Source organism: Aquisalimonas asiatica, assembly GCF_900110585.1.
GTDB lineage: Bacteria > Pseudomonadota > Gammaproteobacteria > Nitrococcales > Aquisalimonadaceae > Aquisalimonas > Aquisalimonas asiatica.
In genome coordinates this window covers 57,427-70,083 of record NZ_FOEG01000003.1, presented here as the reverse complement: position 1 = coordinate 70,083, position 12,657 = coordinate 57,427, and the positions used below count along the sequence as shown (strand labels likewise).

General features: G+C 63.5%; 9 protein-coding genes and 1 tRNA gene. 8 read left to right on the top strand and 2 right to left on the bottom strand.

Annotated features, from left to right (window positions below; genetic code table 11):
- Window positions 1-49 precede the first annotated feature (49 nt).
- From urtB to urtE, 4 genes are read left to right on the top strand one after another with little or no spacing between them, the layout of a single operon-like run.
- Complete coding sequence (urtB, locus tag BMZ02_RS08280; RefSeq protein WP_091642128.1) at window positions 50-973, top strand: urea ABC transporter permease subunit UrtB; 924 nt, start codon at window positions 50-52, stop codon at window positions 971-973.
- 10 nt (window positions 974-983) lie between these two features.
- Complete coding sequence (gene urtC / locus BMZ02_RS08275; protein ID WP_091642125.1) at window positions 984-2,171, top strand: urea ABC transporter permease subunit UrtC; 1,188 nt, start codon at window positions 984-986, stop codon at window positions 2,169-2,171.
- Window positions 2,171-2,917, top strand: a complete 747-nt coding sequence (gene urtD, locus BMZ02_RS08270; protein ID WP_091642123.1) for an urea ABC transporter ATP-binding protein UrtD — start codon at window positions 2,171-2,173, stop codon at window positions 2,915-2,917. Before urtC ends, urtD begins: the two co-directional genes overlap by 1 nt.
- A gap of 13 nt (window positions 2,918-2,930) precedes the next feature.
- Complete coding sequence (gene urtE / locus BMZ02_RS08265) at window positions 2,931-3,620, top strand: urea ABC transporter ATP-binding subunit UrtE (RefSeq protein WP_091642120.1); 690 nt, start codon at window positions 2,931-2,933, stop codon at window positions 3,618-3,620.
- A 257-nt stretch (window positions 3,621-3,877) separates the two neighbouring features.
- On the opposite strand, the gene BMZ02_RS08260 is transcribed toward urtE, so the two are convergent.
- Window positions 3,878-5,503: a methyl-accepting chemotaxis protein gene (locus BMZ02_RS08260; protein WP_091642117.1), complete on the bottom strand. Its 1,626-nt coding sequence runs from the start codon at window positions 5,501-5,503 to the stop codon at window positions 3,878-3,880.
- Window positions 5,504-5,919: 416 nt separating this feature from the next.
- On the opposite strand from BMZ02_RS08260, the gene BMZ02_RS08255 reads away from it, so the two are divergent.
- Together BMZ02_RS08255 and BMZ02_RS08250 are read left to right on the top strand one after the other, a co-directional pair.
- A tRNA-Val gene (locus BMZ02_RS08255) sits at window positions 5,920-5,996 on the top strand.
- 126 nt (window positions 5,997-6,122) lie between these two features.
- The gene (locus BMZ02_RS08250; protein WP_091642114.1) at window positions 6,123-6,470 is read left to right on the top strand and encodes a hypothetical protein; all 348 of its coding nucleotides are present in this window, start codon (window positions 6,123-6,125) and stop codon (window positions 6,468-6,470) included.
- 50 nt (window positions 6,471-6,520) lie between these two features.
- On the opposite strand, the gene BMZ02_RS08245 is transcribed toward BMZ02_RS08250, so the two are convergent.
- Entirely contained in the window at window positions 6,521-8,353 is a 1,833-nt protein-coding gene (locus tag BMZ02_RS08245) for a methyl-accepting chemotaxis protein (protein WP_091642111.1), read from the bottom strand.
- A gap of 306 nt (window positions 8,354-8,659) precedes the next feature.
- On the opposite strand from BMZ02_RS08245, the gene BMZ02_RS08240 reads away from it, so the two are divergent.
- Both BMZ02_RS08240 and thrS read left to right on the top strand, forming a co-directional pair.
- Complete coding sequence (locus BMZ02_RS08240) at window positions 8,660-10,609, top strand: GGDEF domain-containing protein (protein ID WP_091642108.1); 1,950 nt, start codon at window positions 8,660-8,662, stop codon at window positions 10,607-10,609.
- Between the two features lie 122 nt (window positions 10,610-10,731).
- Window positions 10,732-12,657, top strand: a complete 1,926-nt coding sequence (gene thrS, locus BMZ02_RS08235) for a threonine--tRNA ligase (protein WP_091642105.1) — start codon at window positions 10,732-10,734, stop codon at window positions 12,655-12,657.

The window sequence follows — 12,657 nt, the reverse complement described above, 5'->3', positions numbered from 1 at the left end:
GGGGGCTTTGTTTCCGCCCCCGGTCATTCCACGACCAGTGAGGTGCATCATGGGCGGGTACGCCGCATCGGATATCGTCAATATCATGGCCATGCAGGGCATCGCCGGACTCAGCCTTTTCGGTGTTTTCCTGCTCATGGCACTGGGTCTGGCCATCATTTTTGGCCAGATGGGAGTCATTAACATGGCCCACGGGGAGTTCCTCACCCTGGGGGCGTACACGACATTCGTCGTTGCCAGCACGTTCGAACTCTATGCCCCCGGGCTGTTCACGTACTACTTCCCGGTCGCGATCGCTCTCTCGTTCGTGGTGGCCTTCGGTGCGGGCTACCTGCTCGAATACGGGCTCGTTCGCCATCTCTATAAGCGACCTCTGGATACGCTGCTCGCGACCTGGGCGGTCGGTTTGATCATGCAGCAGGTCTTTCGCTCCATTTTCGGTGGACGGGGGGTGAGCGCCGGCACGCCGGACTGGCTCCGGGGCAGCATTGAGCTCACACCGATGCTCCACCTCTCCCGTTCGGATCTCTTTGTGATGTGCATAGCGATCACTATGTCCGTGATCGTCGCAATCATGCTGTATCGGGCGCGGTGGGGGATGCGGGTGCGTTCCACCACCCAGGACCGCGCCATGGCCAACGCCGTCGGCATCAATACGGACAAGGTGGACCGGAATACCTTTGCCCTGGGCTGTGGCCTTGCCGGCATCGCAGGTTCCGCGTTTACCACCATCAGTTCGACCACGCCCACCGCAGGCGCTCAATACCTCGTCGACACGTTCCTGGTTGTGGTTCTCGGCGGTGCGGCGAGCCTGCTCGGTACGGTGGCATCGGCCTTCTCCATCGCCCAGGCCCAGTCGATTCTGGAGTTCTTCATGACCGGTTCGATGGCCAAGGTGCTGACCCTGTTGGTGGTGATCGGGATTCTCATGCTGCGGCCCCAAGGGCTGTTCACCCTGAAAGTCCGCCAGTGAGGAGGACATCATGACGACGATTCTGCGACTTATTGGGGGGCGCCGCGAATGGCTCATCTGCTTCGCGGTTTTCGCGGTGCTTCTCCTGGTGGTTCTGCCCCTGGCGTTCAACGGCTACTTTCTGAATCTGCTTGGTCGCTACCTTGCATTGGCGTTTGTAGCGATCGGCCTGGTGATGTGCTGGGGCTATGGCGGCATGCTGAGCCTCGGGCAGGGCGTGTTCTTCGGGGTCGGCGGTTACGCGATGGCGATGTTCCTCAAGCTGGAGGCATCCACCCCTGAAGCGACCTCCAGCCAGTCGACACCGGGAATTCCCGATTTCATGGACTGGAATCAGCTCTCCGCGCTCCCATGGTGGTGGGAACCCTTCAACAGCTTCGGCTTCACCATTGTAGCCATTGTGGTGCTTCCCGCGGCTCTCGCCTATGTGCTTGGCTTCGCCTTGTTCAAGCGCCGCGTCAGTGGCGTCTACTTCGCTATCGTGACCCTCTCCCTGGCGGCGGTCATGAGCATCCTGATCGTCGGCCAACAGGGGTACACCGGAGGAGCGAACGGCATTACCGACTTCCGGACGCTGCTCGGGTGGGATATCACCAGTAACACTGCCAGGTACGTGATCTATTACATCTGCGTCTTGCTCCTGCTTGGCTGCATTCTCGTGGGGCAGTGGATGCTGAACAGTCGTGCAGGAAGGGTGTTGATCGCGGTTCGTGACGAAGAGAATCGCGTTCGCTTTTCGGGATACAGCGTGGAGAATTTCAAGATCTTCGTGTTCATGGTGGCCGCGGTGTTCGCTGCGATCGGTGGCGCCATGTTCGCCCTTCAAGCCCGTTTCATCTCGCCCTCGCTGGTCGGGATCGGGTTGTCCGTCGAACTCGTTGTTCTCTGCGCCGTCGGTGGCCGTTTCTCGCTGCTCGGGGCCGCCTTTGGGGCGCTGCTGATCAAGACGGCGGAAATGTATCTGTCCCAGGCGTTTCCGCAACTGTGGACGATCCTCTTCGGTCTGGTGCTGATTGCCGTTGTCCTGGCCTTTCCCAAGGGGCTCGCAGGCCTCTATGAACTCGGCCGGGACTACCTGCTCAATGCGCGCAACGGCGGTTCATCCGAGGCAATGGCCCCCGGGGAGACGCCGCGCTCACCCACCAGGGCAGAAGGCTTCTTCGCCCGGGCTCAACGTGTTCTGGGAGGGATCCGCTAATGGCTGCCAGTGAACAGCTTCTGCTGAGTATCGAAGACCTCGCTGTCTCGTTCGACGGGTTTCGTGCCGTGGACGGGGTCAACCTGTATGTGGATGAGGGGGAGTTGCGCGTCATTATCGGGCCCAACGGGGCCGGTAAGACGGCTCTTCTGGATCTAATTTGTGGCAAGACCCGCGCAACGGAAGGATCGATTCTGTTCCGTAACAAACAGTTACGCGGTATGTCAGAGAACCAGATCGTGCACGCGGGTGTTGGGCGCAAGTTCCAGGCTCCCTCCATCTACGAGAGTCTCAGCGTCTTCGAGAACCTCGAACTGACCTATCCCAAGGGTCGGAATGTGCTCGGTTCGTTGTTCTTCCGCCGTACGGAAGAGGTCGCAAACCGCATCCAGGCGACTGCCGACATGGTTGGCCTGGGTGATCGCCTGAATGATCTGGCCGGCTTGCTCAGTCACGGGCAGAAGCAGTGGCTGGAAATCGCGATGTTGCTGATCCAGGAGCCCGAGCTGCTCATGCTTGACGAGCCCGTCGCGGGGATGAGCCAGGCGGAGCGGGACCAGACAGCCACGTTGCTGAACCGCATCACCCAGGATCGTTCCGTGATCATCATCGAGCACGACATGAAGTTCGTGGAGCAGATTGCCAACAGGGTCACGGTGCTCGATCAGGGCAAGGTTCTGGCCGAAGGCAGCATCGAGCGGATCAAGAAAGACGAGCGGGTTATCGAGCGGTACCTGGGCCACTAAACGGGGCAGTCTAATGCTGAAAGTAAATGAGCTATCCATTGGTTACGGCCTGAGCCAGGTCGTGCACGACATCAATTTTGAGCTCGGGCAGGGTGAGATCCTCGGTGTCATGGGCCGCAACGGCATGGGCAAGACGACGCTGTTCAAGGCGTTGATCGGGCTGTTGCCGGCGTGGTCCGGTGACATCCGCATGGGTGATGTGGTGTTGACTGCCCAACGCCCTTACCGACGCGTCGCCTCCGGTCTCGCGTACGTGCCGCAGGGACGGCAAGTGTTCGCGACGCTGACGGTCGAGGAGAACATCAGGACTGGACTCGAAGCGACAGGAAGGAAGAGGATTCCCGACGATATCTACTCGTTGTTTCCCGTACTACAGGAGATGCGGAAACGACGTGCGGGGAATCTCTCTGGTGGACAGCAACAGCAACTGGCGGTGGCCCGAGCGCTCGCCGCCGAGCCTGATGTGTTATTGCTCGACGAGCCAACGGAGGGGATTCAGCCGTCCATCATTAAGGACATGGCTAAGACGTTGCGGGAGATTCGCCGTATCCGGAACATCAGCATTCTTTTCTCCGAACAAGTGTTGAGCTTTGCCATGGATGTCTCGGACCGGGTGCTGGTCATTGACCGGGGCAGGCTTGTCGACGAGATGCAGGGGCAGGAACTCAGCGAGGCCAGCATGGCACAGTACCTCTCGGTGTAGCGACTGCTTGTCAGTGATGTTGCACAAGGGAGGAGAGTGAAGTCTGGTCGGCGCTCTGACTCGCTTTGTGCCGAGGAGCAGTGAGTCCCGCCTCAGCAGGTGGTGCTTCCGAGTGGGGGAAACCTGGCTTGCCGCTTCAACGAGTCGTGGGCCGTGCAGGGTTTGCCGGAGTCGCCGGATCGATATTAGGCGGCTTTATGCCAGCTTCAGGTTCGATTGAGGTCCCGGCGGCGACGTGCTCGCCGGGACCCGCTTCCTCACCTGACCCGGAACTGCGAGACCACATCCTGTAACTCGGTGGCCAGACGGGCGAGTTCCTGGCTGGCGCCGGCCGCTTCATCCACCGCGCTCGTGGTCTCGGCGGCCACGTCGTTGATGGCCGTGATGTTGCGGTTGATGTCTTCGGCGGTGGTCGTTTGCTCTTCGACAGCCGTGGCGACCTGGTTGGACATGTCGGAGATGTGGGTGACTGCCGCGATGATTCCCTCCAGCACCTCGACTGCCTGCTGGGATGCCTGCACATTGCGCCCGGCGCTCTCGCTGCCCTGGTTCATGACGCCCACGGCCTCACGGGTGCCGGACTGGAGCTTTTCGATGATGGCGTCGATGTCGCCAATGGACTTCTGTGTATTGCTGGCCAGCTTCCGGACTTCGTCCGCGACGACGGCGAACCCGCGTCCATGCTCCCCGGCGCGAGCGGCTTCGATGGCGGCGTTCAGTGCCAGCAGGTTCGTCTGTTCGGAGATCTCGCGGATGACCGTCAGGACCTGCCCAATGCTCTCGCTTTGTTGTTCCAGTTCGGCGATGACACCGGATGCCTGACGCACCTCGTCGGCCAGTTGGTTGATCCCGTTGGCTGATCCTTCCACCACGGTGCGAGCTTCGTCGGCCTTGGTGCTGGCGTCGCGGGCGGCGTCGGACGCCTCCTGTGTGTTGCGCGCCACCTCCTGCACGGTACTGGCCATCTCGTTCATGGCCGTGGCGACCTGCGTGGTCTGATCGCTTTGCTGCCTGGCACCCTGGCGCGTCTGTTCCGAGCTGGATGAGAGCTGTTCCGAGGCGCTGGCGACACGGGACGCCGAGTCGGTAATGCGTTGCATCATGGCTTGAAGCCGGTCACTCATTCGGTCCATTGCGTTGAGAAGCTGACCGACTTCATCTTTGTATGCGCTGGAGCAGTCCACGGTCAGGTCGCCATCGGCGATACGGTTGGCAACATCCAGAGCGCGCCTGGTCGGGCGGGTAATCGAGCGTGTGATGAAAAACCCGGCCAGGCCGGCGATGAGTGCGCCGATGAGTGTGCCGGTCGCGAGCGCGCCTGTTGTCTGCAGCTGCAGCGCCTGGACGTTGTCCTGGCGTTCGGTCAGAAGACGTTGTTCGTGCTCCATGAAAGCCCGCAGGGTGGAGCGCATTTCGTTCATCAGCTCGTGCCCGCCGCCGAGGCTTGAGAATAGATCCTCGAGTTCGTCACCGAACGTCGTGATTTCGTGACGGCGCGCGATCGCCGGCTGGATGTGTTCCTCCAGCCATTGTTCATAGACCTGCTCCATGTCGTCGAGCCGCTCCTGCTGTTGCGGCCGGTCGCTGGTTATTTCGCGTGCTGCGTCCAGGTGCCTGCGGAACGCTTCGCGGCCGGCCTCGTAGGGCTCCAGGAATCGGCCATCCGCGGTTGCCAGATAACCACGTTCCGCCGTCTCTATGTTGAGCAGCGAGACCAGCATCTCTTCGCCCGCTATCACGGCGCGGAATGTCCGATCGTTTTCCTCGGTGGCCGTGACCGTGCGTGCAAAGTTGATGTAGGCGAGCGTGCTGATGACGATCAGGATCAGGATGACCGCGGTGAAGCCGGCGGCCAGGCGGGGCCCGATACGGAACTGGTTCATGGCATCTTCCTTTGAGAAGGACTGGTGACGGGGTGGCTGATAGAAGTAGAAATAACGGCAGGGACGGACACTTCTTGAGCGTGGGCACGGCTGAAGACCAGAGCCCCGCGGGGTTATTCAGAGCCCCCTTTACGGCGCCGCCGCGCAGTTACACGACGAGCGTTTCTCCGAGCGGCTGGAGCGGGCCGCTGCGGCCCATGGACACCTGACCGCCGTGTCGGGTGTCGATACCCCGGTGGGGCGCCCCTGCTGGCCGGTGAAGCCTCGGTAACCCTGCCTCCGATCTATTTCATTTCGTCCAGGCCGGCGCGCCATGACGCATACCCTGTGGGATGGTGAATTCTGTGCCAAAACAGAGGGGTATAATCGTGATTTGACAGGGGGATGAAGCGCTGTAGAATACGCGATCACACGACAGGCGCGTAGCTCAGCTGGTTAGAGCACCACCTTGACATGGTGGGGGTCGGTGGTTCGAGTCCACTCGCGCCTACCAGATTCGTGAAAGGCTTACGGTATCCGTAGGCCTTTTTTTGTTTCACGGCCAGCTTGTATTGCCCGCTCGGGTGTCCTGTGTTGTCTGGCTCCTCCCGAGGGCAATCGTGGTCAGCCGGGGGATCCAATGAACTCCACTCTCAGGAAGCGATTCAGCTACGTCCTCATCGGTGGCGGCATTGTGCTGCTGGCGCTGGCCGTGCTTCTGCTCATTGCCACGTATCAGCACAACGCGGCGGTTGCCGCCGAGGTCGAGGCGGCGCAGGAGGCCATCACGCACTCCGCGGAAATGACCAACGGCAGTGATGAGGATGCGGCCGAGCGCGCCCAGGAGCTGGCCGAAATCGAGGCGCTTGCTGAAGAGTCCCGCGGTTCCTACATGCCTTCAGCCGTACTGCTGCTCGTGGGCGCAGGTGGGCTGCTGGCCGGCGTGCGTATCTACCGGAGCAGCGGATCTGCCGGTGGCGACGGCTGACTGACACGGCCTCGCCCCGCGCGGAGCCGCGATCCCCGGGGCGAGCCGTTCTAGTTCTGACCGGCCATGTTGCCACGCGTGACGACCCCGTCCGGGTAGCGCCAGTGCGGGTCGTCGTAGACACGGCCCATCCAGCGCGTGACGATCCGGCGGTAGTCTTCCGTGCCGCGGAATTCCCGGACGAAGGTGTTGATGGTGTCCAGCAGCGTCACGTTCTCCGGCTGGTTGGCGACGGCGGCGCTGTAGTACCAGAGGCTGTCGTCGAGATTGTCCGGAAGGATCTCGATGCGCCCCTGCAATGGGCTGTCGTTGCCGTAGCAGCTCCAGTGGAAGATCGGCAGGTCCACGGCAAAGGCGTCCACGATACCCTCCGCGAGTGCGTCGTGAATGACGCTCTGATCGTTGTAGGCCAGCAGGTTGGCCAGTTCAATGCGGCCTCCCGGGGTGTTCCGGTTGGCCTGCCACCGCAGCCCACGTGCCTCCATCACCTCCAGGGCGGCCGGGTCGTTGATGACACCCAGCACGCGGCCATGCAGGTCGTCCAGTGATTGAATGCGGTCGTCTCCGGTCCGGCGCGCGAGCACGTAGGGCAGGAACGTGTAGGGTTCCGAGAAGGCGGCCCGGTCGTAGCCCGCCACCGGCGGCAGGGCGCTCCAGGCCACGTCGGCTTCGGGCTCGCCGCGCGTGCGACCGGCCTCGAGCAACTGCGTGCAAAGCGCCCACGGGTGCTCCACGAACTCGCACTCCACGCCCAGCCACCGGGCGAACGCCATGGCGATCTCGGCATCCAGCCCCTGCAGGGGCTGGTCCGCTGCCTTGCGGAACGACACCCCCTGGAAAGCGGGCTCGATGGCAATGCGCACGGCGCCGCGGGCGCGGATCGCATCGAGGCGCTGCCAGCCCGGGGTGGGCACGAGCTGCTCTGTGGTCAGAATCGCGGTCAGGGCCTCGTTCAGGTGGTCCGTCGTGTCGCTCCTGTGAGCCGCGGCAAGATCGCACAGGGTGGCGCGGCTCCACTCGCTGCGTGTGCGCGCGTGCAGGCTGGTGTCGCCGGCCAGCTGCACCGTCTCGGCAATGATGCGGTTGTTGGACTGGATCTCGTCGACGTGGCCGTTCATTGCCTCAAGCAGACGGTGAGCAGTGCCAAGGGAATCGGTGACCCGTCCGGACAGTGTCTGCAGCCGTGCTTCCGCGTCGGCGAGGACCTGTTCAAGGGCCTCGGAGACGGTGGTGAGGTCGATCTGCTCGGCGGCTTGTTGCGCGCTCTCCTGGGTGCGCAGCGCCAGGTCGCGTATCTCGTTCGCGACCACCGCGAACCCGCTGCCGTGCTCTCCGGCATGTGCGGCCTCTATGGCGGCGTTCAGAGACAGGAGCTGGACGGTCCGACTGATGCCGTCGATGGTCTTGATGAACTCCTTTGACCCCCGGGACTGTTGCTCGATGCGGTTCGCCAGTGCCGCGAACTGCTCTGTGAAAAACTGGTGCGTTCGAGCCAGCTCCTGCTCCATGTCGGTGCGCAGGGCTTCGGCGTTCCGGTCGCTCTCCTTGAGCTGTTCGCGGGTCCGCCCGAGAAACTCGGTCTGCTCTCCCGAGCGTGCGGCGATTTCCCCCAGGGTTGTGTCCACCACGTCCAGCCCCTGCTCGGCGTGGGCGACCAGTGCCTCTGCACGCGCACTGATCTGGTGCGTATGCCGCGGGGTTGCGCGTTCACCGTGCTCTCCCGTCGCCGCGAGCAGTGCGGCCCGGACCTGCTCGGGGATGGCGTCGCCGCCCAGTTCCAGGGCGCCTGCGATGTCATCCGCCTCCAGTGCTCTCAGCCAGTCCTGGCCGGTATCCATTGAATCGCTGCGCTGGAGTGTGGCGAGGCGGGAGAGTGCAAACATCGGGCGCTCCTTGCGGTTGAGGTGTTTGAGATTCGCCTGTAGCAAATATCCGGCCAGTTTGATGGCAGGCCACCCGGATCCGTCGGTGAATGCCGTCGCGGCATGGTCGCAAACTTGCGTTCACGCACGATCCCTGTAATGTTTTCGGGATCATCTCGCGCCGGTAGCCCGGGGTGGGCGGACATACTGGCCGTTTCCTAATTCACAGAAAAGGGGTGTGCACGGCTCCAGGGCGACTTGTCCGGTGGGGCGTGTACATTCGAGGTGGCGTCGTCTGGGGCGGCGTGACTGGACAGGGCGTCGTCCATGCGTTTTCCGTTCTGGTTGCAAGCCGTTGGTGTCTGGGTGCTCGCGGCAGCCCTGGTTGCCGTTCCGTTCTGGACGGTCCATGAGCGGGAGACCGACGCTTACCTGGAACGCGAGCGCGTGGAGCTGCAGGCGGCACTGCGCAGCACCGATTCGCTGCTCCGGACCATGACCAACCAGGCCTTCGCTGATCTCCTGGAGCGGGGGCAGCTTCGGCAGATCCTCTCCCGCCCCTACGATGGCCCGATTGATGGGGTAGCAGAGTTCCACAGGGATTCGGTGCTGGCTGTGGGGCGCCAGACCCACCGTAGTCTGCGCAACTGCTGTGGTGCGAGCCTGCATGTTCTCGGCGCCGGTGGTGAGTCGATTGTTCATTTTGACGCACGCCTTGAGCAGGACCGCCTGGACAGCGTTGCCGACCGTCCGGGGATCGAGGCCATACTGAACAGCCGCATGGGCGCACAGGGCTTCGAGCTCAGTGCGATGGGGCTCGCGTACCGGCGGGTGTTGCCGATCTGGGATGGCAATCGCCCGGTCGGCGCAGTCGAGGCGGTGCTCCAGCCGGGTGACCTGACCACGCTGCTGCGTCGCATCGGTGGTGATGCCTTGCTCTACCATCTGTTGCTGCGTGCCGATGCCGTGCCGGAGGCTGTTCAGGGCGGCGGCAGCGGGCAGTGGTTCCAGTCCACCGATCTGCACCCGGATCTGCTGGAACCCGTTCAGACAGGCAGCCACGGCTCGCGCATGCCGCACTGGCTGGAGCAGTCCGCGGCCCTGCGCAGCGCGTTGCGGGAGAGTTTACCCGGGAATGAGCCGGTTTCGGCGCTGGTTCGCGACGCATACGGCCGTCATGTTGCGGTGGTGATGGCGCCCGTGACGGATATCTCCGGCAATGCGATCGGTTACGCGGCGTCGGAGAGCAATGCCGCGCCGATCATTGCCTGGCGGCAGCAGCTCGCGTTCTCCGGCGGGCTGGTGTTTCTGCTGGTGGGCGCCCTGGGGCATGTGGCGCTGCTGATGGTGCGCTCCCGGCGCGGCGCCAGCGCGCTGCGCGATCAGATCAACGCCATTACCGAGAGCATGGGGGAGGGGGTCTACGTCCTCGACGCCCATGGTCGGGTGCGTTACGTGAATCAGGCGGCCAGTGATCTGCTCGGTTATCATCCGGACGAGATCGTTGGCGCCCGCGCCAATGCGCTGTTCCATGACGGCCGTCGCGATCACGGGCGGCCGGTGGATATTCCCGGATGGGACGTGACCGCCACCGGCGGCACGTACCGAAGCGACCACCACCAGCTCCAGTGCCGTGACGGCTCCAGCCTTCCGGTGTCGCTGACCGTGGCGCCCCTGAAGGGCCGGGAGGCGGGGGTGGTGGCCGTCTTCCATGATATCGCCGACCGGGCCCGGGAGCTGTCCTCGCTGAAGGAGCAGGTTGCCCGCGACCCGCTCACCGGCCTTGGCAACCGGCGCATGCTCGATACCAGCCTGCAGCGCGAGAGCATTCGCGCTCGCCGGTCCGGCGAGCCGTTGTCGTTGCTGATGCTGGATGTGGACCAGTTCAAGGTGTTCAACGACACCTTCGGGCACCCGGCCGGTGACGAGACGTTGCGGCGCATTGCCACGGTGCTCGAGCAGAGCGTCATTCGTTCCGACGACCTGATCTGCCGCTACGGCGGCGAGGAGTTCGCCGTCATCCTTCCCCACGCCGGTGCGGATGCGGCGGTGATCGTGGCGGAGCGCATCCGCGCTTCGGTGGAAGCGGCCGGGATACCGCAGCCTCCCCAGGCCAACAGCGCCGTGGTGACGGTCAGTATCGGCTGTGCCACGGCCGTGGGCGATGCGGTGGAGCCGGCACTGCTGATCGCGCGGGCCGATGCCGGTGTCTACCGGGCCAAGCGGCTGGGCCGGAACCGCGTGGAGGGCGGAACCGAGCGGGGCGTTTCCCTATGATCCCGGGCTCGCGGTGGGTATACTGCGCCGCTTGATCGCTCCGTGCCGGCCTGCCCGCGATGGTCGGCACCACAAATACACGTGGCCTCTCGTATGGGTCACCACTGTCAGGAGAGCTCTCCATGCCAGTCATTACGCTGCCGGACGGCAGTCGCCGCGAATACAATGAACCTGTCTCCATCTCCCGCGTTGCCGCCGATATCGGCGCCGGGCTTGCCAAGGCGACCCTGGCCGGCCGCGTCAACGGCGAGCTCCACGATGCCTGCGATCTCATCACAGACGACGCGCAGCTGGAGATCATCACACCGAAGAGCGACGAGGGGCTGGAGATCATCCGCCACTCCTGTGCGCACATGCTGGGTCAGGCCGTAAAGCAGCTCTACCCCGACGCGCAGATGGCCATCGGCCCGGTGGTGGAGGACGGCTTCTACTATGACATCCGTTTCGATGACGGTTTCACGCCGGACGATCTGGAGAAGATCGAACAGCGCATGGCGGAGCTCATCGACCAGGAATACGACGTCATCAAGGAGGTGACGCCGCGCGACGAGGTGCTGCGGATCTTCCGCGAGCGCGGCGAGAGCTACAAGGTCAAGCTGGTCGAGGACATGCCGGATGTGACCCACATGGCCCTGTACTACCACCAGGAGTACGTGGACATGTGCCTCGGCCCGCACGTGCCCAACACCCGCTTCTGCAAGGCGTTCAAGCTCACCAAACTGGCCGGTGCCTACTGGCGTGCCGATGCCAGCAACGAGATGCTCCAGCGCATCTACGGCACCGCCTGGGCGGACCGCAAGGGGCTCAAGGCCTACCTGAAACGCCTGGAAGAGGCGCAGAAGCGCGACCACCGCCGGATTGCCAAGGCACAGGACCTCTTTCACCTGCAGGAAGAGTCGCCGGGCATGGTCTTCTGGCACGACAAGGGCTGGCGTGTCTACCGGGTGCTGGAAGACTACATCCGCAATCTGCTGCGCGAGCACGACTACCAGGAAGTGCGCACGCCGCAGCTGGTGGACCGCAGCCTGTGGGAGAAATCCGGGCACTGGGAGAAGTTCGGTGACGACATGTTCTACACCGAATCCGAGAACCGGATGTACGCGGTCAAGCCCATGAACTGCCCCTGCCACGTGCAGATCTTCAACCAGGGCCTGAAGAGTTACCGGGATCTGCCCCTGCGCATGGCCGAGTTCGGCTCCTGCCACCGCAACGAGCCCTCGGGCACGCTGCACGGGCTCATGCGCGTGCGTAATTTCGTCCAGGATGATGCCCACATCTTCTGCACCGAGGAGCAGGTGCAGTCGGAAGTGGCGGCGTTCATCGACATGGTGTTCCGCGCCTACCGGGAGCTCGGCTTCGACGACATCCTCATCGCGCTGTCCACCCGGCCGGCCAAGCGGGTCGGCTCCGACGCCGTGTGGGACAAGGCCGAGGCCGCGCTGGAGACGGCGCTCACCAATGCCGGCCTCGACTACACCCTGCAGCCGGGCGAGGGCGCCTTCTACGGGCCCAAGGTGGAGTTCTCGCTCAAGGACTGCCTCGGGCGTGTGTGGCAGTGCGGCACCATCCAGGTGGATTTCGCGCTGCCGGGCCGCCTCGGCGCGGACTACGTGGCGGAAGACGGCTCGCGCCGGGAGCCCGTGATGCTCCACCGGGCGATTCTCGGTTCGTTCGAGCGCTTCATCGGGATTCTCATCGAAGAGCACGCCGGAGCGCTGCCCCTGTGGCTGGCTCCCGAGCAGGCGGTGGTGATGAATATCACCGACCGCCAGGCGGATTTCGCCCGGGACGTTGAAAAAACCCTTCGCAGTCGGGGATTTCGGGTCTCCTCCGACTTGAGAAACGAGAAGATCGGCTTTAAAATCCGCGAGCACACATTGCAGAAGGTCCCCTACATGCTCGTCATCGGGGATCGCGAAATGGAATCAGGATCCGTTGCCGTGCGGACCCGTTCGGGTGAAGATCTGGGCTCGATCAAGGTCGAAGCGCTGATTGACCAGCTTGAAGCGGAAGTGGCACGGCGTACTCGTGGTATTGCGGAGGATTGA

Coding starts and splice junctions, on each gene's coding strand:
- urtE (WP_091642120.1), top strand. CDS start 2,931: ATGCTGAAAGTAAATGAGCTATCCATTGGTTACGGCCTGAGCCAGGTC.
- urtC (WP_091642125.1), top strand. CDS start 984: ATGACGACGATTCTGCGACTTATTGGGGGGCGCCGCGAATGGCTCATC.
- BMZ02_RS08260 (WP_091642117.1), bottom strand. CDS start 5,503: ATGAACCAGTTCCGTATCGGGCCCCGCCTGGCCGCCGGCTTCACCGCG.
- BMZ02_RS08240 (WP_091642108.1), top strand. CDS start 8,660: ATGCGTTTTCCGTTCTGGTTGCAAGCCGTTGGTGTCTGGGTGCTCGCG.
- urtD (WP_091642123.1), top strand. CDS start 2,171: ATGGCTGCCAGTGAACAGCTTCTGCTGAGTATCGAAGACCTCGCTGTC.
- BMZ02_RS08245 (WP_091642111.1), bottom strand. CDS start 8,353: ATGTTTGCACTCTCCCGCCTCGCCACACTCCAGCGCAGCGATTCAATG.
- BMZ02_RS08250 (WP_091642114.1), top strand. CDS start 6,123: ATGAACTCCACTCTCAGGAAGCGATTCAGCTACGTCCTCATCGGTGGC.
- thrS (WP_091642105.1), top strand. CDS start 10,732: ATGCCAGTCATTACGCTGCCGGACGGCAGTCGCCGCGAATACAATGAA.
- urtB (WP_091642128.1), top strand. CDS start 50: ATGGGCGGGTACGCCGCATCGGATATCGTCAATATCATGGCCATGCAG.